Below are 25,711 nucleotides of genomic sequence, written 5' to 3' on the forward strand. Positions count from 1 at the left end.
AGCATGTCCCCAAGTGCGGCAAACGGCGAATACTACGCTGCCGCAGGGCAACATGTAGTTTGAGCGATAGGATAGGTTCTCGTGTCAGAGCTCATTCGTCGGTTCCAAGCACGGTACCGTTATGGCCTCATCGTGCTGAAGGAACTCGTCAAGACCGATTTCAAGCTTCGCTATCAGGGATCGATTCTCGGCATGGCTTGGTCTGTGGTCAAGCCGTTGATGCTTTTCGGCGTCATGTACATGGTGTTCGTCCGGTTCCTTAAGTTCTCCGACGGCACGCCGACATTCACCATCTCGCTGCTGTGTGGCACCTGCCTGTGGAGTTTCTTCTCCGAAGCCACTTCTGTCGGCATGCAGTCCATTGTCGGCCGCGGCGATCTGCTGAGAAAGGTACACTTCCCCAATTACATCATCGTTGCTTCCACCACGATGGGGTCGCTGATTTCTCTGGGTATCAACCTGATTGTGGTCATCGTGTTTGGCTTCTTCTCCAACGCGCAATACACATGGCATGTCCTGCTCGTTCCGTTCAATGTCGCCCAGTTGTACCTGCTGGCACTAGCGTGCGCGCTGATTCTTTCCACGATGTACGTCTACTTCCATGATGTCGCGCACATCTGGGAGGTCGTGCTGCAGGCAATGTTCTACTCCATCCCGATTATCTATCCGCTCAGCATGGTTTCGAATCGTTACCCGGTTATCGCCAAGTTGATGCTGATGAATCCCGCCGCCCAGGCCATCATGGACATTCGCCATAACCTTGTGGCACCTGATTATGTTCCCACGGTTTGGACGATGATTGCCAATCCGTTCATCGCACTGTTGCCGTATCTGATGACGGTGGTTCTGCTCGTCATCGGTATTCACGTTTTCCGTAAGCACAGTCGTAAGTTCGCGGAGGTCATGTAATGGTCGATCACACCAACACTACTCACGGGGAAGTTGCCGACGCCTCGTTGAACGAAGACAAGCCGGTCGTACTGTCCGTCGAACATGTCTCCAAGTCGTTCCGTCTTCCAACCGAACAGGCCAGCGGTTTAAAGCAGGCATTCATCAACTGGACCAAGGGTATCAAAGGCTACACTGAACAATCTGTGCTCCGCGATATCAATTTCGAGGTTCATCAGGGTGATTTCTTCGGCATCGTCGGGCGCAACGGATCCGGTAAATCCACGCTTCTGAAAATCATTTCCGGCATCTATGTTCCTGAAACAGGCAAGGTATCGATCAACGGCAAGCTGGTTCCGTTCATCGAGCTTGGTGTCGGATTCAATCCAGAACTCACCGGTCGTGAGAACGTTTACCTCAATGGTGCGCTGTTGGGCTTCTCACGTGACGAGATCGATGCCATGTACGACGACATCGTCGAGTTCGCAGAGCTGGGCGATTTTATGGACCAGAAGCTGAAGAACTACTCCTCTGGCATGCAGGTGCGTCTCGCCTTTTCCGTCGCCATCAAAGCGCAGGGTGACATTCTCGTTCTCGATGAGGTGCTGGCAGTCGGCGACGAGGCGTTCCAAACGAAATGCAACGACTTCTTCACGGAGATTAAGAAGGATCCCACGAAGACGGTCATTCTCGTCACGCACGCCATGGATTCGGTGAAGAAGTACTGCAACAAGGCTATTCTTATCCGTGATGGTGAGGTCATCGTCAACGGCGACAAGAACGATGCCGCGAACACGTACACCGAAGAGAATCTGAAGAGTCTGCAGAAGAAAGCCGCCGAAACAGTCGAGGAAGGCGAGTATCCCACCGGTCTGAATGGAACGGTACCAATGCTGCGGTGTGTCCCTACATCGAAGATGGTGCTGACCAGCAAAGATACGTTTGAATTTGACGTTGAATTCGAATACACCAAGACTGACGAGTATTTCTTGGCTGTCTCCATGCTCGACACCCGTCGTGGTGGCATTCCCTATGATTCCGGCTCCATTAAGATGGGCGTAGGCGGGAATGGCAAACAATCCGTTCACTTCTCTCTACCGCTTAATATATTCAACAACGGTACTTATAAGATTACCGCGTCCTTGCGCAAGCAGGATCCCGCAGATCCACACCACACTTTGTTGGCAGGTTTCTCCAATGATGAGAATTCATGTCTGTTCTCCATCAATGAGGATGCCAAGGGCACGGATTATGCGTTGCTCAAATATGACGCTGTTGATTTGAGGAGAAGCTAATGTTCTCGAAGAACGAAGATATTCGCGATATCCAGAAAACCGCCCTGTCTATCTTTAAAGAGTTCCGGCGAATCTGCGAAGAGAATAATCTTCGTTTCTATACTTCGGGAGGCACCACTATTGGTGCCCTGCTGTACAAAGGATTCATCCCCTTTGATGATGACATCGACATCAATATGCCGAGGCCGGATTATGAGCGGTTCAAACAGCTCGCTCCGGCCGTCCTGCCTCGCCACTTAGCCGTATTCGATGGTTTAGAAAGCACTCATGCGGATTTCCATTTTTTAAAGCTGCACGATACACGAACCATGTTCACCGCAAATCTACTATTGCCGTACCCTGACTGTTATACAGGTGCGTTCATTGATATCGAACCTATTGACGGAGTTCCGAGTAATCAAGAGGAACGTGAGCAATGGTATTTTCAGATAGATAAGCTGTACTGTTATGACTTGCTCCGCAAGTTCGGCAAGAAATACCTGTATCCGGATACCATCGCATGGCTGTACCCGAATCGTCTGATTCGCGCCATTGCGTATGCTTGGATTCAACTTCATCCACTGCGTTATTACGCAGAAAAGTATGAACAACTGCAGCGGCATTATGCTGAACAATATCCTTTTGATGAGTCCGAATACATTTCTTATCCACGTTATGGCATGTATCGAACCAAGTCCATGTGGAATACAAAACGCGCCAGCTGGGATTCTTATATTGAGATTCCGTTCGAGGATACCACCATACGAGTTCCCAAAGGCTACGAAAATGTCCTGACTAACCAGTACGGCTTCATGCCCACATGGGAGACTCAGAAGCGCTACGAACAAGACACCGACTCCCACCACATCACCACAGCTCTGGTAGATTTGGTAAAACCATTGCACAGTTACAGGACTTCAAAATCACTTGATAGAGAATAAGTTGATTATCAACTCTGCATTTCTCATAATACTACTCGTTATATTAGCAGCAGTCACGGCGCTGACTGTCATTTGCTATGCTTTTTGTAACATCAGCACAAGCAAAGAAACAACGGATTTCACGTATGAAATACCGACAAAAAAACGGTAGTACAATACATCACGTAATCAAATCTCAGACAAACAATAGAGGAGCAAAAAGATTAATATCACTAGGAATTAAAAACTTAGGATATTTAGTCACCCTTATCACTGCTCTCATTACTGCATTGACTGTCATCAATGGCGCAAATCAAACTTTAATCGACGCAAAGGAAACTCGAATGCGGTCAGAATCTGACTCCGCGGTGAGCAAACTGGCCAACGAGAGCGCAGCAGAAAGAATGGCGGGAGTTAATTCGCTGGTCGCCCTGGCTGATGATTGGGGAAGTGATTCAGACCTTCAATCACATGAATATCATCAAAAAACATGTGCATATGCACTCCTTACATACCTAAAAACAAAACCGACGATGAAGAATGCCTCATCAATGACGGATGACGAGGCCATAATACGCGATAGCATCCAAAAGGGTTTCTCCGACCATCTTCAAGTCGATAAAGCTGCCACTTCATGGGATGAAATTCCTCTCAGCTTTTCCGGATCATACTTTTACAATTTCAACTTATCTGACGTTTCGTTTAAAGAAACGGCATTATTTGACAATTGCACTTTTTATGGAAATGAAACAAGTTTTAATCATACCAAGTTTCTACAGGATGGCATTTTCACTGGGAGCACATTTTACAATAATGTTGATTTCACGGGTAGCTTATGAAGATTCCGCTCTGTTTTCGATAAGGCCAAATTCATTGATTCACATGATTATTCTAAATTCTCCGAGTTCTCTCAGGCATCATTTGAAGATGCACGTATGAAACAAGGGCTTCTTTTCAACAATGTAACCATCGAGAATAGAATGGATTTTGGCATGCTCTTCAACGACCAGCACTATTCTTCTGCCCATATTGATGGAGAAATACTAGCTAATGATATTACCATCAATAATACAACGGTTGACTTAGACGGAGCAGTAGCTCAGGATTATCAGGGGAGCATTTTATCAGCACAAAATGGTTCATTGACCATAGGAGGAACCACCTATTCAACTGCAGGAGCGACCTTCAAGGGAAGTCTAAAGTAGGATGTCACCCATTGTGTTTCAAATTGAGGCTCTTCGGGTGTTTGTGCGGATGTGAATCACCTGTCTGGCTTACTGCCTATTAGCGTCCGGGGAGGCGGAGGTTGAGTCCGCCGCATTTGAGCATGACGAAACCGATGAGGTTGTCGAGGTTCCTGTATCCGTAGCCGATTGGAAAATAATCCGGCTTGGTAATGGGGTCTCCTGAAAATGGTACCGGGTGTAGCGTCTGGCTGGTACTGGTGTGCTGTTTCCCGTAGCGTCTTTCAGTGAAGCGGTCCGATGGCGGGCCGCCTTATCGAAAGGAGGCCGATGATGGCCGTGAATTGGAAACAGATCATGATCATGCGTCTCAAGGGGGTGAGCCAGGACCGGGTGGCAGGCGCGGCACGGTGCAGCAAGCGCGACGTGGCGCGTGCGTCCAGGGTCATCCGCGAGCATGGCGTGACCATGGAGACGCTCATGGGCATGGGCGACGCGCAGGTGCGTGAGCGTTGGTTCCCCGCCAAGCCGCGCGAGGCGGACGGTTCTTACGCGCAACCAGACATGGACTCGTACGTGGAGCGCAAGGGCACGTACCGCAAGCTGCCGGTCAAGTTCCTGTGGTACGACTACCGGCGCAAGGCCGAGACGACCGGTCTGAGGACGTATTCGTACCAGGCGTTCTGCCGCATGTTCGCCCTGCGCTGCGAGCAATTGGACGCCACCGCCCGTCTGGAGCACCAACCCGGGGAGAAGGTGGATTGGCAACGGTGTGTTGGACTGTTTCTAGAGGGTTTTTCCTTGTTGTGTGAACTCCACGGGGCTCAGGTACCCGAGGGTCGAGTGGAGCCGTTGGTGGTTGTACCACCACACGTACCGGTTGACGTCCGAGCGCAGTTGCTCCACGTTCGTGTAGACGTTCCTGTGGATGAGCTCCTTCCTGACGAGCCGGTTGGTGGATTCGACCACCGCGCTGTCGTACGGGTTGCCCGGCCTGGAAAGGGAACGCGTGACGCCGAACACGTCGAGCACGCGTTCGACGCGTTCCCCGGCGAACCCGCCGCCGCGATCCGTGTGGAACACCTCGATCTCATCCAGCGGGAAGCGCAGCGCGGCGAACGCGGCCAACACGAGATCGGCGTCGTGCCCGACGCCGACCGAATGGCCGGCGATCTGCCGGCTGGCCAGGTCGCCGGGCAGGCAGACGTACGCCCACGAACTGCCGACCCTCACGTAGGCCGGGTCGGAGGCCAGATGGGTGCGCTGTATGTGTTCAATAGGGAGTTGAGGTTTTAGTCACGTAGTTTTTTCGGGTTTAGGCAGAAAGGCATGCCGACCACCCGTGGGCCTTAGCCTGATGGTGCTTCGAATCCATTCGGGAAAGGGCCGGAAAGGCAAATGATCAGCATGCCCAAAATACAGTCTATCCGTCAGAGGCGCAGGAATGGGGAGTCCGTCGCCTCGATCGCGCGCGGCGAGAAGGTCAGCGAGCCGACCGTGCGCAAGTATCTCAAGGCCGACGACCTGTCGGCCAGGCCTCCGGTAAGGAGACGCCGTGGCTCGGTGCTCGACGAGTGGATTCCCGTGATCGAGGGCATGCTCGCCGAGGACCGGGAGACCTGGCACAAGCAACGTCACACGGCGACGCGCATCCACGAGCGGTTGCGTGACGAGTACGGGGTGGAGGCGTCGTTGTCGACGGTGACCCGGACGGTGGCCCGGTTGAAGCGTGAGTTCATGGCGGAGCGCGAGATGGGTTTCCTGGACCTGTCGTGGCATCCGGGCGAATGCCAGGCGGACTTCGGCCAGGTCGACGTGCGCTACCGGGGCGTCGTGACGCGGATGCGGCATTTCGTGTTGGATTTCCCGTACTCGAACATCTCGCCGTGCCAGCTGATGCCCGGGGAGAACGCGGAATGCACGTGTCAGGCTTTGCTTAACCTGTTCGAATGGCTGGGCGGGGTGCCCCGGCGCATCGTGTACGACAATGCCGCCGGCGTGGGCCGCCGACGGTTCGACGAGATCCGCCTGACCCGCCTGTTCCAGGCGTTCCAGGCCCATTACGGGTTCGAATACTCGTTCTGCAACCCGTACTCGGGCCACGAGAAGGGCGCGGTCGAGGCCAGGGTCGGGGCCGTGCGCCGAAGGCTGTTCGTGCCGGTGCCCAGCGTGTGGAGCCTCGACAACTTCAACCTGCGCCTTCCCGACCGCTGTCTCGAGCTGGGGGACAAGGACCATTACAGGAAGGGCGAGAGCCAGGCCGGCCTGTTCGAGGATGATCGCAAGGCGCTGCTGCCCCTGCCCGCCAAGCCGTTCGACGTGGTCACGTGGACGAGGATGAAGGCCGACAAATACGGAAACGTCACCGTCCAGGGCCGCCACCGGTACGCGGCCGGACCCGAACACGCCGGCCATGAGATGATCGTCGGCCTGAGGGCCCTGGAGGTGGAGATCCTCGATGCCGAAGGCAAACGCGTGATCACGCATCCGAGGTCCTACGGGGACAAGCCGACCGACAGCGGCGACCCGTCGAGCCAGCTCGGGCTGTTGTGCGACCGGCCGGCGGCCTGGCGCAACAGCCGGGTGCGCGACGCGATGCCCGACCCGCTTCGCGAATGGATCGACGCGCAGGACGAGGCCACGCGGCGCGACAGCCTGCGTGCCCTGCTGCACGCCGACGGCGAGAGCGGCTGGCGGGCGGCCGTGGCCGGCATGCTCGAGATCCTCGAATCCACCGGAGGCACGGACCGGGCCGGGGTATGTCTGGCCGCGGCACGCCACGCCTCGGGCCTGGGACCCGTGGCCTACGACGACCCCGTGGACCTGAGCGAATACGACATCGCCTACACCAAGGAGGACGAGTGAACCAGAAGAACGGACGGACCGACCCCGGCCCGCTGCGCGAGCGGGCGAGGAGCCTGTTCATCTCGCAGGCCACCATCGACGAAACGCTCGAATGGGCCACGCCCCGCCAACTGGACGCCATCGACCGCATGCTCGCCACGGAACTGGCCAACAGGGAGGCCTCCAAACGGGCAAGGCTCATGCGCCAGGCCCGGTTCCCGGTGCCCAAAAGCCTCGACGGCTACGACTTCGCGAACGTGCGCCTGCCCGACGGATACACCAAGGAGCAGCTGACCGGCCTCGATTTCGTGGCCAAGGCGCAGGACCTCGTGTTCTACGGCAAGACGGGACGCGGCAAGACCCACCTGGCCACCGCCCTGGGCATGCTCGCCATCGAGCAAGGCAGGAGCGTGAGGTTCCGGCAGACCGCGGAGCTCGTGCTCCAGCTCGGCAAGGCCAAACGCGACGGCGCCCTCGACAACCTGCTCAAAGACCTCGCCCGTGCCGACCTGATCATCCTCGACGAGTTCGGCTACGTGCCCTTCGACATCGACGGGGCCCGCCTCCTCTACCAGATCATCGCCGGCAGCTACGAGCGGCGCAGCATCATCTTCACCACGAACATCGAGTTCAGCAAATGGGGGACGATCTTCGCCGACGACAAACTCGCCGCCGCGATCATCGACCGCATCGTCCACCACGGACGCCTCATCGAATTCACCGGCCCCAGCCGACGCGTCAGCCAGGCCCTCATGTTCGGCAAGACGGACAACCAGTAAAACAAACCACCGGCCGGCACTCCTCATGCCGAAAACCGAAAAAAATTAGTGACGAAACACGAAACACCGACTTGACTAAATACAGGGTGCGCGGCGCATAGCCATTGAACTCGCGGGCGAGGATGTTGGGAGCCGGGTCGTCGTCCGGCCTGGCCGGGCGTGGCCTATAGGCGGCCTTGGAATAGGAGCCGGCCATGCCGTTCCCCTTCATGATCCGGTTGATGCGGCGGCGGGACAGCGTCACGCCCTCGTGCCCCAGGGCGTGCCTGATCTTCCTGGCCCCGTACACCTTGCCGCTGTCCCTCCACACGCGCTCCACATCCTTCTCGTAAGGGTCGGCGCGCTCGGCCTCGGGGTGTTCGAGCATCCAGTGGCAGGTCGACTTGGCAACGCCCAGGATCCCGCACTGCGCCGATACCGGGCAGCGGCCGGCGTCGGACCGTATCACGCCTGCTTTCGTGCGAATACCGGCGCCGCTTGTTCTGAAACATCGACCTCCATCTCCAGCTGCCTGTCGCGTTTCCGCAATTCGATCAGCTCGTTCTCCTCGGGAGTGCGGTTGTCGACCGCTTTCGTGGAGCCGCTGTTACGTATCCCCTGCACCCAACGCCGCAGCGTGGAACGCGGGATGCCGTACTCCGCCCTGATCTGCGACGACGGCTTGCCGTTCCCGTTACGACTGCACGATCTGCCTCTTGAACTCCTCCTCGTAATGACGGGGACGATTCGGATCGGCCATGATGATCAACTCCTTCGTTGTCATGTCCCGCATGAACCAGTCCAATACATTGTAGCCAATCCAGTGCCGCGCCGGCCGGTGGCGAGTGGGAGGCCGACGGCGTCATCGGCGTGGGATGTAGCCCGCACACCGAGGTCGAAAGGCGCACGCGTTTCCTTATGGCGCGCATCGTGCCCGACAAGACCGCCCGCGAAAGCATCGGAGCGCGGTTCCTCATGTTCTCCGCGCTGCCGGCTGGGGCCGGGACCGGCGTCACGCACGACGACGGCACCGAGTCCGCCCGCCACGCGGAACTGCGCGAACGGCTCGGCATGGCCACCTACTTCGCCGACCCGTACTCGTCGTACCGGCGCGGCGGCAACGAGAACCGCAACGGCGCGATCCACCGCCACCTGCCCAAACGCACGCGCATCGACCCGTCCATGACCGACGAGATACAGGCCATCGTGGACAGATCAACAACCGTCCCATGCGCGTGCTCGGCTACCGCACCCCGGCCGAGGCATTCGCCGACGAACTGCTACCATTAACCAAACAACAAGGATGTTGCACTTCTAAATAGACAACGGGGGGGCGAAACCCCGCAAGCCGACGAGGACTAGGATTTCGCGCTCACCACCGGTGAGGCACCACTCCGGGCTTCGCGCTCATTTTCAAATGAGGCACCTCGGGCATTCTTCTGTTTCAAGATAATCTTGTCGTCGGACACATCCTTAAGGTGCTTGCCGTACGGGCTCTTGCCGTACTTCTCGGCGGCCTCAAGCAGCTGCTCGCGGGTAATCCAGCCGTTCTCATAGGCGATTTCCTCGGCCACGGCGATGGGCAGGCCCTGCGCGCGCTGCACGGTGCGCACGAACTCGCCCGCCTCGTACAGGGAGTCCATCGTGCCCGTGTCCAGCCACGCGTAGCCGCGGCCCAACGTGCGCACGTTCAACGCGCCCGCCTCCAGGTACATCTTGTTCAGGTCGGTGATCTCCAACTCGCCTCGCGCGGACGGTTTCACCTGCTTGGCGAACTCCACCACGCGCTCGTCATAAAAGTACAGGCCCGTCACCGCGTAGTTCGACTTCGGACGCTTGGGTTTCTCCTCGATGGACACGGCCTTCTTGTCCGCGTCGAACTCGACCACGCCGTAACGCTCCGGATCGTCCACGTAGTAGCCGAACACGGACGCGCCCTCACCGTTCTCCGCCTTCGCCTTCGCCTTGCGCAACGTGGCGCCCAGACCGTTGCCGTAGAAGATGTTGTCGCCCAGCACGAGCGCACACGGCTCACCCGCGATGAACTCCTCGCCCAACAGGAACGCCTGCGCCAGACCATCCGGGGACGGCTGCACCACATAGGAGAATTTCACGCCATACTGGCTGCCGTCGCCAAGCAGTCGCTCGAAGTTCGGCAGGTCCTTCGGCGTGGAGATGATAAGGATGTCACGGATGCCGGCCATCATGAGCACGCTCAGCGGATAGTAGATCATCGGCTTGTCGTACACCGGAAGCAGCTGCTTCGATGTCACCGTCGTCAACGGATACAGCCTCGTACCCGAGCCACCGGCGAGAATGATACCTTTCATAAGGACCTGCTTTCTTCACAGTCGTAATCAGCTCACACCAGCTTAGCCAAGACAGTGGCGAAACAGAAAACCGCGCAGGTCATTCTGCGCGGTTTTCACACTGACATCAGGCCGTCGGAATGGGCTGACAGACCTTTCCGGTTTGTCCTATCTGTCCTACTTGCCGAGTTCCTTGTTCACGTATGCTTCGAGGGTTTCCTCCCAGTCGGCGGGCGTGTAGCCGGCGGCCTTGATCTTGGACAGGTCGAGCGCGGAATGCTCGGGACGCGGGCTGACCGGCGCCTTCGCGTTCGCGAAGTACTCGGCCGTGCTGATCGGCTTGACCTTCTCCCCGTTGCCGTTCGTCAGTTCGAACACGCGGGACGCGATCTGCGCCCAGTTCCTCACCGCGCCGGAACCGGTCAAGTTGTACGTACCGTACGGGGCATGCGAGTCCAGCAGGTGGAAGATCGCCTCGGCCATGTCCTTCGTGAACGTGAGGCGCCCGTACTGGTCGTCCACCACCGTCACCTGCTCCAGCTGGTCGTCCGGGTTCGCGACACGGTCCGACAGCATCATCATCGTCTTCACGAAGTTGCGGCCCTCGCCGATCACCCAGCTGGAACGCAGGATGTAGTGCTCCGGCGCGTTCGCCACCGCGATGTCGCCCGCAGCCTTCGTCTGCCCGTACACGCCCAACGGCGCGAACGCCTCATCCTCCGAATGCAGGTCCGCGGTGCCGTCGAACACGTAGTCGGAGCTCACATGCACCAGCGTGATGTGATGGTCCTTCGCGACCCTCGCGAGCAGGGCCGGGCCCTGCGCGTTCGCCTTCCACGCCACCGGACGGCCCTCCGCGGTCTCCGCCCTGTCCACGGCCGTGTACGCGCCCGCGTTGATGATCGTGCCGTACAGGCTCCAATCGTACTTGTCGTACGCGGTCGGATCGGAGAAGTCGAACTCGTCGATGTCCGTGTACTCGAAACCACGCAGACCATGCGCCTCCGCGTACGCGCGGACCGCACGGCCCAACTGGCCGTTGCAGCCCGTCACCAGCGTGCGCTTCGGCTCCATCGGCTTCGCATCCCTGAGCATCGGATGATGCAGGTCCGCCTCGGAGCGTTCGGACTCCTCCAACGGGATCGGCCACTCGATGCCCAGCTCCGGGTCCGCGAGGTTCACGAACGTGTACGTCTTCTTCTGTTCCAGCGACCAATGCGCGTTCACCAGATACGTGTACACGGTCCCGTCCTGCAAGGCCTGGAAGCTGTTGCCCACGCCGCGAGGCACGTAGATCGCCTTGGACGGGTCCAAACGGGTCGTGTACACCTGGCCGAAGCTCTCGCCCGGGCGCAGGTCCACCCACGCGCCGAAGATCTCACCCGCCGCGATCGAGATGTACTTGTCCCACGGCTCCGCATGGATGCCGCGCGTCACGCCCTTCGTCGCGTTGAAGCTGATGTTGTTCTGCACCGGACCGAAATCCGGCAGGCCCAACGCGGTCATCTTCGCCCGCTGCCAGTTCTCCTTGAACCAGCCACGATTGTCACCATGTACCGGCAGGTCGAACACCAACAGGCCCGGGATGTTCGTCTCCTCGACCTTCAAGTCCTTCTCGAATTCGAACGACATACGTTCCCTACTTTCTATCTTCAGAATCGTTTTGCCACGTTGCTATGCAGCGTGCAGGATTAAGCGTTTTCAAGGCCTCCCCTTTATCGGGGAAAGCCCAATTCGGGCATTCGGGGCCCAAGGCATCGAGGATGAAGAACATGTCGTATCTCAGTTTCGCGAACTCGACCCGCAGAAGGTTCTCATCATGACCGATACGGTTGCGGATGGTACGAACCGATTTGAGGCGGTCCACCAGTTCCTTGCGCAGCCTGTCCTCAAACGGGTCGCCGTCGTTGCCGGGAAGCCTTCCCTTCGGCATACGACGCAGTTCCGACGCCCATGCATCCGCGATGTTGGGGAACGCGCCCATGAGGACATGGGCGAGTTCAGGGTCCTTGCCGGAACGGGACAACATGCCATCCCACGTGCCCAACGTCAATTGGGAGAACACGTCGTCGCGGGTGATCGCATCCCCGTGCCTTGGATGCGTCTGGTCGGAACGCCAATGCCGTTGCTTGCGCAATGCCGTGTTCCGGGCCTCCGCGATATAGTCGCGCTCGGGGCTGTTGATCAAAGCCCGTATCCTCCCGATCGGATCGCTTTTGCCGGCTTCAAGCCAGTCCGGGATGCCCGTTATCTGCTGCCCGGACACCCATTCGCAAAGCCGGTAATCGATTGCATTTCTGACGAATATCTCGATATAGCCGATATAACCGATTGTGATGGCGGATGCCTCCACGTTCCAGCGGTACAGCCTCACCGCCAGATCAACCAGCCGTTCCCGATCGACCGTATCCACATGCCGTCTTGCATAATCGAGATACACCTGGAACCGCGCGTCAGCAAGAAAACGACTCGCCATCACGGCATTGTCCGCTTGCTTTTTCACATTCATATGTGTATCTTTCATAGTGCTATAGGGGCCACACCTTCGAGGTGTGGCCATTTTCATATTCCGCTCACTGACCCTGCTGCTTGTATTTGGCTTCGGTGGCGGCCTTGGCCGGCTCCCACCAGGCGCGGTTGTCCGTGTACCACTTGATGGTCTGCTCCAGGCCCTTCTGGAAGTCCGTGTGCGTCGGCTTCCAGCCGAGCTCGGTCTGCAGCTTGGTGGAATCGATCGCGTAGCGGCGGTCGTGGCCGGGACGGTCCTTCACCCAGTCGAAGTCGTCCGGGCTCTTGCCCATCACGGTCAGGATGTCGCGCAGCACCGTGATGTTGTTGCGTTCGCCGTTCGCGCCGATCAGATACGTCTCGCCCAAGCGTCCCTTGGTCAGGATGGTCCACACGCCCGTGGAGTGGTCGTCCGTGTGGATCCAGTCACGCACGTTCAGGCCGTTGCCGTACAGCTTCGGGCGCAGGCCCTCGAGGATGTTCGTGATCTGACGGGGGATGAACTTCTCCACATGCTGGAAGGGGCCGTAGTTGTTCGAGCAGTTGGAGATGGTGGCGCGGATGCCGAACGTGCGGTGCCAGGCGCGCACCAGCAGGTCGGAGCTCGCCTTAGTGGAGCTGTACGGGCTGGACGGATGGTACGGGGTCTGCTCCGTGAACTTGGCCGGATCATCCAGGGCCAGATCGCCGTACACCTCGTCCGTGCTCACGTGGTGGTAGCGCACGTCGTACTTGCGGGCCGCCTCCAGCAGGCGGAACGTGCCCTCCACGTTGGTCTTCAGGAACGGCTCCGGGTTCGCGATCGAGTTGTCGTTGTGGGATTCCGCCGCGTAGTGCACGATCGCGTCATGGCCCGGCACGATTTTGTCGAGCAGCTCGTCGTCGCAGATGTTGCCGTGCACGAACTCCACGCGGTCGCCCAGGATCGGACGGATGTTCTCCAAGTTGCCCGCATACGTCAACGCATCCAACACCGTCACATGAACATCGGGATGATTGTTGTACACGTAATGCACGAAATTCGACCCGATGAAACCACAGCCACCGGTCACAATGATGTTATGAGGAGTAAACACTTCATCAGCCATACGGGCAATCATACCGTCGCGGCCGTACGGCCACTGAGACCCCGGGTTCTAGATAGAAGTGCAACGCCTGTCTACGGTTGGAAGTGTTCAGGTTCATAACCGAAGAGAAAGCGTTGCACTCATCATGAAAGCTTATTCCCACCTGTCGGCACAGGAATATGTCCGGATCGACGAGTTGAGGAACCGTGACGGGCTCGGGGTCCGTCAAATCGCCCTGAGGATCGGCCACGACAAGTCCGCCGTCAGCCACGAATGCCTCTACCAGTGGATCCACGTGAAACCGCAGAAGGCATTGGACCTCAGGCGGTACCTGCCGCGGGGCAAACGACATCGCACGCGGGCGAAGGGACGCCGGTCGAAGGGGCCGCGCATCGGGATGCGCGTGCCGATCACCGAACGTCCCAAACGCGTGGGCTCGCGCCGCGAGTTCGGCCATTATGAGTCCGACACGGTCGTCGGCGCGTCCCCGTCGAGACGGTGCGTCGACACGCAGGTCGAACGCAAGAGCCGCCGCCTGTTCGCCAGGTTCATCGACGACAAGAGCGCGCTGGCCACCGCGCGCCGAATACGACATCCACAAGGACATCCCCGCGCCGGCGAGGATCGACCGGACCTGGGACAACGGCACCGAATCCTCCTGCCACCTGCTCGTGGACGAGGCGCTGGGCATGCTCACCTATCTCGCGGACCCGTACTCCTCCCACCAGCGCGGGTCGAACGAGAACCGCAACGGGCGCATCCCCGCTACCTGCCCAAGAGGACCGGCTTCGACGACCTCACGGACGCGGACCTGCAGGCCATCGTCCAGGAGATCAACGACACCCCCATGAAGGTCCTGGCTGAGAAACGCCCAACGAGGTTTGGTACCGCGAACTCGGCAAGGTAATGTCGAGGGCAAGCCACCCAAGGACGAGCGTTGCACTTACAAATTGAATCTGGGGACACTTGCGCCGCAGGAATCCATGTTTACCGCTTCGCTCCAGTGACTGAGTCAAAGTAGTACAACCTTCCATTGATGTATTGAGTACCATACAGCATCTTCCCATCGGCACCGTAGTACACCGTCTTACCGCCATTCGAGTTCAGACGCTGCCAGCCGGACTTCCGCGCACCAGTCACCGGATCCAAGTAGTACCAAGCGCCATCAATATGCTGCTCGCCATACAGCATAACGCCCAATCCCTGCTGGTAATACACCCACTTGCCGCCGCTCGATGACAAATACTTCCAGCCGTATACCACTTGCCCATTCGACGAAGACGAATCGTCATCAAAGAAATACCAATGTCCTCTCACCTGCGACTCACCATGCACCATTGCTCCGTTCGCACCATAGTAAACCCATTTGCCGCCGCTAGGCTCGTTCGTGATCTTTGTGCGTCGCCAACCCGATAAACGCGCCCCCGTCATCGAATCCAAGAAATACTGCTTCCCGTCGATAGTTTTCTCGCCGTACTGCATCTTCCCATCGGCACCGTAGTACACCGTCTTACCGCCATTCGAGTTCAGACGCTGCCAGCCCTGCTTGCGAGCGCCGGTCACCGGATTCAGGTAATACCAAGCACCATTAATCTTCTGCTCGCCATACAGCATGTACGGCGCATAATACACGTTCCTGTCATCCGGCAAAACGACCCAGCCGGTCATCCTCGCTCCGCTATCGGGATTCAGGTAATACCATTTACCAGCAATGTTTTGTTCGCCGTACAGCATTGCACCGTCCGAACCATAGTAGACCCACTTATTCGCACCGACTTTGAGATATACCCAACCCGTTGCGCGCGCGCCTGTACCCGGATTCAGGTAATACCATTTACCGCCAATTTGCTGCTCTCCGTACAGCATATGCCCATCGGAAAGATCGTAATACACCCACTTGCCGCCGCTCGACGAAAGCCGCTGCCAACCGGTAGCCTTTTTGCCGGTTGCAGTATCGACGTAGTACCACTTTCCGTCCTTTTCCACCTCAACATATTGCGTTACAGGGGTCTTATTACCGAACGCGTTCATATCCACGCGGCCGGAAATGCCGCTGATGGAGCCGCCGCTCGTGTACTGCCAGCCGCGGTCGTTGGTGGGGAACGCGGTGTACTGCATGGTGGAGCCATACTGCGCCACCCAGCGGGTCTTGCCGTGGATGTTGCCGCTGTTGAGCGCACTGTTCAGGTAGCTTGTGTACGAGTAGACGCTCAGATTGTTGTAACCGGCCGCCTGCAGTTTGCCGTACCAGGAGTTGACGATGCCGTCGTACACGCTCGGACTCGTCGGGCTCCTATGCCCCGTGTACGTCCAGTTCTCTAGATCGTAGAACACCGGGTAGCTCAGGTCGCCCGGGTTCACGCCCGCCTGGCGCAGCAGGTTCACCACGTCCGCGCCCTCGGACGCACCGTCGGCCGCACTTTCCGCATACGAGAAGACGTACACGCCGAACGGGATGCCGAGACGCTTGCATTCGCTGATGTTGCGCTTCGCCTGCGCGTCGAAACCATTGCCCCAGCCGTAGCTCAGACGGATGATCGCGCCCTCGACGCCCGCGTTCTTCACCGCCTGCCAGTCAATCGTGTTCTGCCACACGGACACGTCGATCACGCCCTTCGCCTGCTGGGCGAACAGGTTGTTGCGCGCGTCGAAGAACGCCTGCGTACCGTTGTACGTGCCCCAGTGCGCACCGTACTCATTGTTCTGCAACGCGGCGAGCTTCACCGACGCGTTGGTCGCGCGCGTCTTCGAGGAGACCGCGTTCACGTCACCGCCGTTCGCAGCGACCTTCTCCTTCACATCCGCGGCACTCACCGGAATGAACGACTCACCATCCGTCTTCGCCAACGGATCGGGCTGCTTGCTCTCCGTGCCCACGATCTTCGGATCGGTGACCGTCTCGCCCGTCTTGATGTCCTTCAACTCGCCTTCCGGCGTAGCCGCATATTGCTCGGACACCACCGTCGCGTCATCGGAGATCTCGGCGGACACCTTGTCCGGCAGCTCGGCATCCGGATTGTCCGGCATCGCGTCGGCAGCCGTCTCATCGGCGACCATCACACCGTTCGCGACCGGACGCGTCGCGGAAGTCGCGGACCGCGCCTGCGAGCGCGCGTCGGATGAGGTTCCGTCCGAGGCGGCCGCGGAGGCCGTCACGGAGGCCGCGGACCGGACGCCGGACGCGTCCGCGTCGGCGTTCACATCCGCGAGCGCGCTGGCCGGAGTGACGCACACCGCGCCCAACATCGCCATCGCCGCGACGGACGCCATCGCCGCAGTCACACCGCGCACCGCGCCGGATGCCGTTGCACGCGCACGCAACGCACGCAGCATGCCCGTCGCACCCTTCGCATCCGCGCCGTCGAACCGCTTCTTTTCCACCATGCGTAACTCCTTGACGCACCCATCCCGCGCACCCGCACACCGCCACGCGTTCCGATGGTCGACCGGACTCTCACACGCGGGAACAGGCAGGCGCAAACAGGCGCAATCACAACGTTTTCAACCGTGCTCCAGTCTAATGAGCAAGGCGGATAAGACAGACGGAGCGAAGCGGGCAAAATCGGCGGAGCTCCGCCATACATTCCGGCGACGGCATCATCCTATCTTTTGAGAAGATACTTCCTGTTTCTACTGCGCGGCGGCGCAGTGGCGAGAACGAGTCCACGTTTAACGAGCCGGCTCAACGCCTTACGCGTCGTAGGAAGGCCCCTCCCCGAGCGACGGCCGATTTCGTGGACATCAAGTGGCTTATCCGCCGACAATACGGACAGTATCGCGGATTCCGATGCCGTAAGACCCTTACGGCCCCCACTCGGCTCCTCACCATCGACCTTCTCCGCTAGTGCGTACCGATCAGGGCCGATTTCATCGGCCAGCCTCGCTTGGACCAATCTATGCAAAATCACCCTGATGTCGTCGGAATCCAGATACAGCGCGACATGCAACTGCGGAACCGTCATATCGCCATGCCTCTTCAACAAGAGCAACGCCATACGTTCATGACGAGTCAAGGGGACGCCCACATGATCAAGCCAGTCACGGTTCTCCTGCTGCTCCACGCCGTAGCGTCCAAGAACGACCGTGAACCGATCGGGAGTTGCGCGGAACACAGGTTCCCCCAGTGCACGGGATTTCATCTCGCGAATCACCAGAGGGATGCCGGAGCCACCGCCTTCCACGGTCACATCATTCGCATCGTCATACGGTATCTGATGAAGCAGCTGCATCAACGTCGCATTGCGGCAGCATGACACGCCGCTGCCGATCGTGGCCAGCGTGACCCCACCCCATAATCCGCCAGGATTCGACACCTCCACCCGATCGGGGTAGATGTCCACGGTCACGGATTCTCCGAGGAATTGCGCATCATATTCCCTGTGAACCACGGCATTGGCGACGACCTCGCGCAGCACCTCCTTTGGAATCTCGCTATCGGTACGGGCTCCGACCCCCACGACGAACGTGGGAGCCCGCAGGTTTTTGGCGATGGCCTCCACCGCCTGTTCGATTGCCTCCGGCATATTGCCGTCGCATTGCACACGATCCACGAAACGCGGACCCTCAACCGCCGATTTCTCGACACCCGGATGTGCGACGACGTCAATGATCAGCTTGGGATAGTACTGCTGCGGGTACTGTCCGGCGGCCAACAGTCCCGCAAGACGCACCTCTCCAACCTTGTTCACCATATTCAATCTGGTCATGCGCTCAAGACGAGTATCAGTCCCGCGCAACGCCTTGGAATTACGATGCTCGGCAAGCACCCTGTCCACCGCCTCGGCATTCAGATCGGAGACGTCGGCTTCAGGGACAACCATACGATCCGCGGAACTGGGCGTCAGGGCATGGGTCATTTCGAACACTTCGGTTGGCGACAATCTCAAATCCTTGTCGTCCATACGGCGGTACCCACCGGTTTGCGGCCCTCTCGCCGTAAGATAGCAGGGTTTGTGCTGAATGCCGTTTTCATGGATGTCGATGACCAGGAACGACAAGCCGTTCTGCTCGCATCGGGAAACGTCATACTCCGGAGGATTCGTCAACCGTGCTCCTTGCGGATTGCCATCTCCCATACCATCCATGAACTGCGATGCAATATGGTTGGCGTCGAATCCCGGAACAGGCGAGAAATCCCCGTCCTCGCTGATTCCCAACAACAGCACGCCGCCCTTGGTGTTGGCGAACGCGCTCACACTCTCCCACACGCTGGTGCCGATGGTCCGCGCACAGGATTTCGCCTCGAAACGGGCGTCATCGTTGCCTTGGACACGTAGATGTTCCAGCACCTCGGCGATATCGTCATTCGTCCACATCATCATCCCCCTTGATCAGCTTATTTGTCTTACTTGTTGCGACCACATGGATCCAAGCAGTCGCCTCCAATCGACCCCAAACCCACGTCTGAAATCTCATGATAACGTGAAGATAAATACTCTGTCATGAGCTTATCATGATTGCATCATGATAAGCTCATGACATCAAGAACCGGTTTATGACAAGCGACACGAATACGCATGCCGAACAGCAACAGGAACCTGAACGCAAGCATCAACATGTAAATATCGAAATTGACCGAACCGAGAAAATCACGCACGACATTACGCAAACAGCTAAACTATCTATAGCACATGAGCATGGGCCGGAACCGGGATGAGACGGCTTCGAACTGAGTATGAGGATGGGAAGATGATCTTCGAGACAAACACGCAGAAAGCGGGCATCACGAGCGCCGGTGGCGATGGTTCCGGCGAGCGCGCCGACCGCCGCGACCAGCCGGTCGTGTATTTTGTGCTTCCCTGCTACAACGAGGCGGAAGGGCTCGTGCACACGGCCGACGTGCTGGCCGCCAAAGTCGCACATCTTACCGAAACCGGACGGATCAGCAAACAAAGCCGCATCCTGTTCGTCGACGACGGTTCCAAAGACGACACCTGGAGCATCATCCGCAATCTGCACGAACGCGACGCACACTTGTTCGGCGGCGTAAAGCTCTCCCACAACCGTGGCCATCAGAACGCGCTCCTCGCCGGGCTCATGACCGCGCGCGCCTACGGCTGTGACGCCGCCATCTCCATGGACGCCGACCTGCAGGACGATGTGAACGCGGTCGACGAGTTCATCGACGGATTCTGCAACGGCAACGAGATTGTCTACGGAGTGCGTTCCGCACGCAAGAAGGACACATGGTTCAAGCGCACCACCGCCGAAGCCTTCTACAAGGTGTTCGAGTGGATGGGTGCCGAGACGGTACCCGATCACGCCGATTACCGTCTCATGAGCCGCGAGACGCTCGACGCGCTCAGCGAATACCACGAAGTCAACCTGTTCCTGCGTGGCATCGTGCCCACACTCGGCTACCAGACCAGCAAAGTCTACTACGAGCGCGGCGAACGCGAGGCGGGCGAATCCAAATACCCGTTGAAGAAGATGATCGCCTTCGCGATTCAGGGCATCACCTCGTTCTCCACGAAGCCGCTGAGCTTCGTCACCGGCGCCGGACTGCTGTCTATCCTGGTAGCGATTGGCATGTTCGTGTACGTGCTCGTCTCGCTCGGGTTCGGCCACGCCATCGCCGGCTGGGGGTCCATGATGATCTCCATCTGGCTCATCGGCGGACTCATCATGCTCTCCCTCGGCATCGTCGGCGAATACGTCGGCAAGATTTATATGGAATCCAAACATCGCCCCCGTTACCGCATCGAAACCACGCTGTAGGAGGGACCGGCGGCCAGCGTGACGGCCCCTCCTACAGTGCTTGGATTGTATCTATTTTGTCCTCATCATACGAGTCAACGCGTATAGCAATGCCCCTTGCTTGAGGCGAAAATGAGACCGTCGCCGTTCTCCTGCCTTGTTATAACGAAGAGGTGACCATCGGCAAGGTGGTGCGCGACTTCCGTGCGGCGCTGCCCGACGCGGCCATCTACGTGTACGACAACAACTCCACCGACCGCACGGCCGAAATCGCCGCCGCGCCCGACATAGTCGCCAAGGTGCTCGAAGGCTATGACATGGTGATCGGCGACCGCCTCTCATCCACTTATTTCCAAGAGAACAAGCGCCCGTTCCACAACTTCGGCAACCGACTTGTGCGCGGCTCCATCAACCACCTGTTCCGCGCGCACGTCACCGACATCATGACCGGATACCGCGCGTTCAGCTTCACCTTCGTCAAAACCTACCCCGTGCTCTCGCGCGGCTTCGAGGTCGAGACCGAGATGACCATCCACTCGCTGAACAACAACCTGCGACTCTACGAGATGCCAATCCAGTACCGTGACCGCCCCGAAGGCTCAGTGTCCAAGCTGGACACCGTAGGTGACGGCATCAAGGTCATGAGCACCATCTTCCGCATGATCCGCGAATACAAGCCCCTTCCCTTCTTCGGAGGGTTGGGCCTGATCATTGGCATCGTCGGCATCGTGCTGTGCGGCACAGTTACCTTCGAATTCGCCAAAACCGGCGTGGTCACGCACTTCCCCACGCTGATCGGCGCGGTGATGCTGGTCATCACGGGGCTTCTGTTCATCATCGCCGGTATTATCCTGGATGTCATGGCCAAGAATGACCGCAAGACCTTCGTCATTGACACCAACAAAATCGCATACAACAAGAGGCACTGACAGCGACGTACTAAAAGATGGGGCGCAACCGTGAGTCGCACCCCATCTTTTAGTGTCAGCCCAAACCGCAAAATATGAAGGTGGGCAAATCATTTACCTGGTATCTGCCATGCTTTCTTGAACGTCAACAATGACACCCCCACTCATCTTCAGCTGGTTCGACCACACACTCAATACGCGCACCAACCTCAAGCGCATAATCGGTATCCGTCCACATACGACAAGCCGATTGAATCGATATACCGTTCTCCCTCCCCTACCATTAAGCATCCTTTCGGAGTCCCTCATTATCCTTTTCCAGCCACAGGTACCACAAATCTCTCATACCTTGGATAAGCAAGGATATTTCCCCTCTGATTTGGCACGCATCAAAATGCCTTTCCAGTGGGAGGATTCGCGCATGCTGTACGGGCTACAGATGATTGACATGGCTCTTTTCATGTGTGGACGTGCGAGCGGCATCGATAGCGCCAAGAAATTAAATGACGGAGACAAAGCCGTGCTAAAAATCGTTGATGTTATTCGCCCTCCATCATAAATGTGGACACGGGTTCAAGGCTTCTCATCAGATGAAGTCATGCTCATCAAACCTACTTACGCAACATCCAACGCCGGGCATTAGTACCGTTGCTGGAATAGAGCTGAACGTTGGCACCATTAATGGTGGAACCGTTCTCCAAATCATACGTCTAGGACCCTTCCAGAACTGCCTTCAAATATCGCTCAATCACCACCAACACCTCATATATATAGTGGGACATATGTCTGATGCTTCCGATGCCTCTGATGCTGTTTCTACTCCTTCGACCGTGTTCTCACGAGTGGCGGCGAGCGCTGCGTGGAAGCGGCTGAACCGTTTGATGCCGGCCTTGGCATGTCGAAATTCACGTTCACCCCGCTTCTGCTGCTGGGATTCCTGGCTTTGATACCGTGGCATAGCGCCGTATCCGAATCTACAGCCGTACCTTCCGCAGCAGACGCTGCACGGGCTTAAGCACCACGGTATCGGCTATCACCGCGAATACCAGCGCCGCCAGCAACGTAGCGCCAAACATCAGCACACTGATACCCGCATACGACCATCCGTTCGTCGGCGTGGGCATCCTCGGGCCAATCAGCACCTTGGACAGCGGCGAGTGCACCAAGTAAATCGTGTAGGAATATCCGGCAAGCCAAATAATCGCCTTACGCAACCGTGCTGACGTAATGTGCACGTCGTAGCGGAAAAACAGGAACACCGTCATCACCACTATCGCAAAGGCAACCGTAAGCGTGCGGCCGACCTGAACCTGCTGACCGGTGAACAGATGCGGCGTGGCGACGGTCCAGGCCAAGGCGAATGGTGCCAACGCATACAAACCATACCGTGCGCGTGCGGAAGGTGGGTAGTATTCCAGCACAAAGCCCAGCAGATAGTAAACCAGCAGTCCACGCCATGGGAATGACTGCAAGAACACCAGCGGATATCCGGCAAGATTACAGATTTGTTCGGCAGCGGCCACGGCGGCGGCCAGCCCGACCAGCAACCAGGCGCCCGATCGGCCTATCGTACGCATCATCGCGGCCAGGAACGGCGTTGCCAGCACGAAACCGGCGAGCATGAACACGAACCAATAGACGGAATCGTCATACCCGGAGAACAGATCGAACAACGTTCCAGACACAGCGCCGCCAACCGAACGATGATCAATCACCAGGTAGGCGACGAATCCCATGCCACCCGCATACAGCAGATACGGCACAATCAGCGAGACAAAGCGTTTGTAGTAGTAGCGCGCGTACGGCGCGAGGCTGCTGGGATCGGCTTGGCCCGCACCGCCGCCTGCCCGGGCATCAGAGCCAGAGCCCGGCAGACGGCCCGCTGAGTGGGTGCTCACCGGCCGGTCGGCATCGAATGTCAGGTTGAACCGGCCCGATACCATAATGAACAGCGGATTGCAGACCATGAACAGCGCGAACAGCACGGATCGCGTCACTTCCGCGCTGCCGGCGAGGGTCATCTTGACGGGCATGTAGTTGTTGATCACGTGGACGCCGATGACCAGGCACATCGCCACCACGCGCAGCAGATCGTAGTTCACGTCGCGCGGCTTGCCGGCGACGCCGGAAACGGAATCGGGCATGGTCATCACATGGATCCCGCCAGGGACTTCAGATCGACCGGGCAGCTGATCTGACTCTTCAACTTGTCCAAGGCGTCCAGGCCGGCCGAGGGATCGGAGGACGCGTCCTTATGCGCGTCGTTCTTGCCGCCGTCCGCGCCGCCGTTCGCGCCATCGGCACCGTTCGCACCATCGGCGCCGTTCGTATCGGCCGGGCACTCATCGGTCACATTACCGTTGGAGCCCGTCTCGACGCCATCCGCATTCACCACCGGCGTGGTTACCACGTTCAGTGGATGTGTGGCATCGCTGCTGACCCGAACGGTATAAGCAATCGTCAATTCTTTTCCGGGCTCGATCCACTGCTGGTTGAACATAATGTACTGACGGTCATACAGGCTCGCGGTGTTGGTACCCCATGAATCTATATCAGCCTGCACAGCGGTGATCTCGCCACCGTACGGAGCGGTAAGCACCACGCGGTACAACATGCCGCCGAGCACTGGATTCTCCGAGCCGCCATTAACGAAATCAGGCAACGATTCGGCCTTAGCCTTAGTCAGCGTGTTCTTCATGGTGAAGGTGACCGTGTATTCGTCACCGAGCTGATCTTCCGTAAACTGACCCAGATGCGTGTTACGCACGGCTGTCGTGATGCGCTTATCCAGCACGCCAGAATACAGGGCGTTCTGGCTGGCTGAGGCGTCGCCGCAGGTTTTTGTGACCGTGGTGGAGGTCTTCAGATACCAATCCTGCTTGCCTTGCTGCAGCTCCGAAAGATAGATGCCGGCTTCGGGCACCTGACTGTCAGCAGACAACTCGCCACTGGCCTTATCGTCGATAAGTCCGGTGGCAATCAGCGCCTCCTGCTCATCCGGATCAGCCATCCATAGCTTGAAATGACCGCTAGCGCTGGTATCTCTAATTGCCTTCAACAGCGGGGATGCGGTAGAGGCATTCGCGTTGCCAAGCACATGGTTCATAATTGCTTGAGCCGCTTCGGAAACGAAGTTGTTCTGCTGCTCGAAGTCCGGGTAATCCGTGTACAGGTCTGAAGCGAAGAACGGCACCGTGGTGGTGCTATCCAGCACTCGGCCGTCCGAAAGTTTGACCTCGCCTGTGGCTCCCAGCAATGCCTGGAGAAATACGGGATCGAGTGACAATACACCCGCTACGTTCTCGTCTTCGTTGCCTTTCTGATACAGCCACATGTATTTGTTCATCTGTGCCACACGCTGGAATTCGGGGTCGATGGTCGTGGTGGCCGGGTACTGGTCAAAAGTGCCACCAAATACCTGGCGCTCCTTCAGCACCGTATCATCCATTGGCTCCTCAGGAATGTCCCAACCAGAAGTGGTGGCGAAATCACCGATGGTAATCGTGCCCTTATCTGCCGTGATTGCGGCGATGGTGCCTACCATGCCGCCCGCCGAACGTAGCTCGGCCGGGTTCTGCACCATCACCAAATACGTGCGCTTGCCGTCCTCGCCAAGCAGTTGCGGTAGCAAGTTAATGAGGCCATCGTATTCGCCGATCATCGAATCCACGGTCTTGAGCGCAGCCTTTTCGGTTTCGAGCACGGTGGCCACCTTGGCGACGCTCGGAGTCGGCACCTTGTTGAGCTTGGTGAGCTGCTGCGAGATATCCTTATGCGCCTGCTTGACGATATCCGGCATATCCATCAGGGCGCTGACGTCCACCGAGCCATTCTTCAGGGAGAAGCCCTGCAATCGTTTGGACAGGTTCAGCAGATCAGTGAACGGACCGTTGACCAGCGTATCCACGGAAGCCAGCATTTCGCGGGCGGCGGTGATGTCGCTTCCGAATCGCGAATGGTCGCGGAAGAAGTCCCACTGTGGGCCGTTCAGCTCCGCATTGAGATCATTGGTGGCATTGACCAGCTCTTGGGAGATGTCCGACAGACTCTTATCGCTGCCACAGCCAAGTGCCGAATTGGCCAGACTTTCGGCGGATGTCAGCACGCGCTGCGCATCCGTGGCCATTCTCGAGACGGATGCCGCGTAGAGCGTGCCCACACAGGTGACGCTGGCCAGCAACGTCAGCAGCAGTACAACCACCACTCGCGCCCATATCGGCGTACGGCTGATCAGCGAACGGCCGTTACCACCCACGTGCTGGGGAGTCTTCAGGTTTACGGGACCCGTCTGCTGATTCACAGCGCTATTCGTAGATGCGGAGCGATTGAATTTTCCGTTACCGGCATGACGTCTT

Annotated in this window: 19 protein-coding genes and 4 pseudogenes; 13 read left to right on the top strand and 10 right to left on the bottom strand. The window is 58.1% G+C overall.

Annotation, left to right across the window (positions count from 1 at the left end):
* Positions 1-81: 81 nt before the first annotated feature.
* The 5 genes from BLLJ_RS09255 to BLLJ_RS10965 all read left to right on the top strand — a co-directional run bounded on the left by BLLJ_RS09255 (position 82) and on the right by BLLJ_RS10965 (position 4,287).
* Complete coding sequence (locus BLLJ_RS09255; RefSeq protein ID WP_013582966.1) at positions 82-909, top strand: ABC transporter permease; 828 nt, start codon at positions 82-84, stop codon at positions 907-909.
* Complete coding sequence (locus tag BLLJ_RS09260; RefSeq protein WP_013582967.1) at positions 909-2,183, top strand: ABC transporter ATP-binding protein; 1,275 nt, start codon at positions 909-911, stop codon at positions 2,181-2,183. The genes BLLJ_RS09255 and BLLJ_RS09260 overlap by 1 nt, the downstream gene beginning before the upstream one ends.
* A complete protein-coding gene (locus tag BLLJ_RS09265; RefSeq protein ID WP_013582968.1) occupies positions 2,183-3,103 on the top strand; it encodes a LicD family protein in 921 nt (306 codons plus the stop codon). The genes BLLJ_RS09260 and BLLJ_RS09265 overlap by 1 nt, the downstream gene beginning before the upstream one ends.
* A gap of 77 nt (positions 3,104-3,180) precedes the next feature.
* Positions 3,181-3,921 (top strand): pentapeptide repeat-containing protein, encoded by a 741-nt coding sequence (locus tag BLLJ_RS09270; RefSeq protein WP_080557744.1) that lies wholly within the window; start codon positions 3,181-3,183, stop codon positions 3,919-3,921.
* Positions 3,922-4,017: 96 nt separating this feature from the next.
* A complete protein-coding gene (locus tag BLLJ_RS10965) occupies positions 4,018-4,287 on the top strand; it encodes a hypothetical protein (RefSeq protein WP_126623118.1) in 270 nt (89 codons plus the stop codon).
* 765 nt (positions 4,288-5,052) lie between these two features.
* On the opposite strand, the gene BLLJ_RS10705 is transcribed toward BLLJ_RS10965, so the two are convergent.
* Complete coding sequence (locus tag BLLJ_RS10705; protein ID WP_016507756.1) at positions 5,053-5,499, bottom strand: integrase core domain-containing protein; 447 nt, start codon at positions 5,497-5,499, stop codon at positions 5,053-5,055.
* A gap of 174 nt (positions 5,500-5,673) precedes the next feature.
* Between BLLJ_RS10705 and istA the strand changes: the two genes are divergently transcribed.
* Together istA and istB are read left to right on the top strand one after the other, a co-directional pair.
* Entirely contained in the window at positions 5,674-7,131 is a 1,458-nt protein-coding gene (istA, locus tag BLLJ_RS09280) for an IS21 family transposase (protein WP_013582292.1), read from the top strand.
* A complete protein-coding gene (gene istB / locus BLLJ_RS09285; RefSeq protein ID WP_013582291.1) occupies positions 7,128-7,889 on the top strand; it encodes an IS21-like element helper ATPase IstB in 762 nt (253 codons plus the stop codon). The genes istA and istB overlap by 4 nt, the downstream gene beginning before the upstream one ends.
* Before the next feature lie 192 nt (positions 7,890-8,081).
* Here istB and BLLJ_RS11485 read toward each other — a convergent pair.
* Positions 8,082-8,628, bottom strand: a pseudogene (locus tag BLLJ_RS11485) (IS3 family transposase); the annotation flags it as partial.
* Between the two features lie 80 nt (positions 8,629-8,708).
* On the opposite strand from BLLJ_RS11485, the pseudogene BLLJ_RS09300 reads away from it, so the two are divergent.
* Positions 8,709-9,190 (top strand): annotated as a pseudogene (locus BLLJ_RS09300) (IS30 family transposase); the annotation flags it as partial.
* Positions 9,191-9,226: 36 nt separating this feature from the next.
* Here BLLJ_RS09300 and rfbA read toward each other — a convergent pair.
* From rfbA to rfbB, 4 genes are all read right to left on the bottom strand, one after another.
* On the bottom strand, positions 9,227-10,198 hold the full coding sequence (gene rfbA / locus BLLJ_RS09305; protein ID WP_013582972.1) for a glucose-1-phosphate thymidylyltransferase RfbA: 972 nt from the start codon (positions 10,196-10,198) through the stop codon (positions 9,227-9,229).
* 156 nt (positions 10,199-10,354) lie between these two features.
* Complete coding sequence (locus tag BLLJ_RS09310; protein WP_013582973.1) at positions 10,355-11,809, bottom strand: sugar nucleotide-binding protein; 1,455 nt, start codon at positions 11,807-11,809, stop codon at positions 10,355-10,357.
* A gap of 7 nt (positions 11,810-11,816) precedes the next feature.
* A complete protein-coding gene (locus BLLJ_RS09315) occupies positions 11,817-12,680 on the bottom strand; it encodes a hypothetical protein (protein ID WP_126623119.1) in 864 nt (287 codons plus the stop codon).
* Positions 12,681-12,750: 70 nt separating this feature from the next.
* The gene (gene rfbB, locus BLLJ_RS09320; protein ID WP_013582975.1) at positions 12,751-13,773 is read right to left on the bottom strand and encodes a dTDP-glucose 4,6-dehydratase; all 1,023 of its coding nucleotides are present in this window, start codon (positions 13,771-13,773) and stop codon (positions 12,751-12,753) included.
* A 124-nt stretch (positions 13,774-13,897) separates the two neighbouring features.
* Here rfbB and BLLJ_RS11665 point away from each other — a divergent pair.
* Positions 13,898-13,972: pseudogene (locus BLLJ_RS11665) on the top strand (hypothetical protein); the annotation flags it as partial.
* Between the two features lie 6 nt (positions 13,973-13,978).
* Positions 13,979-14,706, top strand: a pseudogene (locus BLLJ_RS09325) (IS30 family transposase); the annotation flags it as partial.
* A gap of 33 nt (positions 14,707-14,739) precedes the next feature.
* On the opposite strand, the gene BLLJ_RS09330 reads toward BLLJ_RS09325, so the two are convergent.
* Complete coding sequence (locus BLLJ_RS09330; protein WP_013582977.1) at positions 14,740-17,136, bottom strand: GH25 family lysozyme; 2,397 nt, start codon at positions 17,134-17,136, stop codon at positions 14,740-14,742.
* 218 nt (positions 17,137-17,354) lie between these two features.
* Entirely contained in the window at positions 17,355-19,073 is a 1,719-nt protein-coding gene (locus BLLJ_RS09335) for an ATP-binding protein (RefSeq protein ID WP_032740906.1), read from the bottom strand.
* Between the two features lie 367 nt (positions 19,074-19,440).
* Between BLLJ_RS09335 and BLLJ_RS09340 the strand changes: the two genes are divergently transcribed.
* From BLLJ_RS09340 to BLLJ_RS11490, 3 genes are all read left to right on the top strand, one after another.
* Positions 19,441-20,469 carry a glycosyltransferase family 2 protein gene (locus BLLJ_RS09340; protein WP_013582980.1) on the top strand — a complete coding sequence of 343 codons (1,029 nt, stop codon included), beginning with the start codon at positions 19,441-19,443 and terminating at the stop codon, positions 20,467-20,469.
* A 131-nt stretch (positions 20,470-20,600) separates the two neighbouring features.
* On the top strand, positions 20,601-21,377 hold the full coding sequence (locus BLLJ_RS09345) for a glycosyltransferase (RefSeq protein ID WP_074709944.1): 777 nt from the start codon (positions 20,601-20,603) through the stop codon (positions 21,375-21,377).
* Between the two features lie 358 nt (positions 21,378-21,735).
* Positions 21,736-21,915 (top strand): hypothetical protein, encoded by a 180-nt coding sequence (locus tag BLLJ_RS11490; RefSeq protein ID WP_124226675.1) that lies wholly within the window; start codon positions 21,736-21,738, stop codon positions 21,913-21,915.
* Between the two features lie 415 nt (positions 21,916-22,330).
* Here BLLJ_RS11490 and BLLJ_RS10715 read toward each other — a convergent pair whose 3' ends face one another.
* Both BLLJ_RS10715 and BLLJ_RS09360 read right to left on the bottom strand, forming a co-directional pair.
* The gene (locus BLLJ_RS10715) at positions 22,331-23,506 is read right to left on the bottom strand and encodes an acyltransferase (protein WP_016507759.1); all 1,176 of its coding nucleotides are present in this window, start codon (positions 23,504-23,506) and stop codon (positions 22,331-22,333) included.
* Positions 23,506-25,611: a DUF4012 domain-containing protein gene (locus BLLJ_RS09360; RefSeq protein WP_013582983.1), complete on the bottom strand. Its 2,106-nt coding sequence runs from the start codon at positions 25,609-25,611 to the stop codon at positions 23,506-23,508. Before BLLJ_RS09360 ends, BLLJ_RS10715 begins: the two co-directional genes overlap by 1 nt.
* Positions 25,612-25,711 lie beyond the last annotated feature (100 nt).

This window comes from Bifidobacterium longum subsp. longum JCM 1217, assembly GCF_000196555.1.
Lineage (GTDB): Bacteria > Actinomycetota > Actinomycetes > Actinomycetales > Bifidobacteriaceae > Bifidobacterium > Bifidobacterium longum.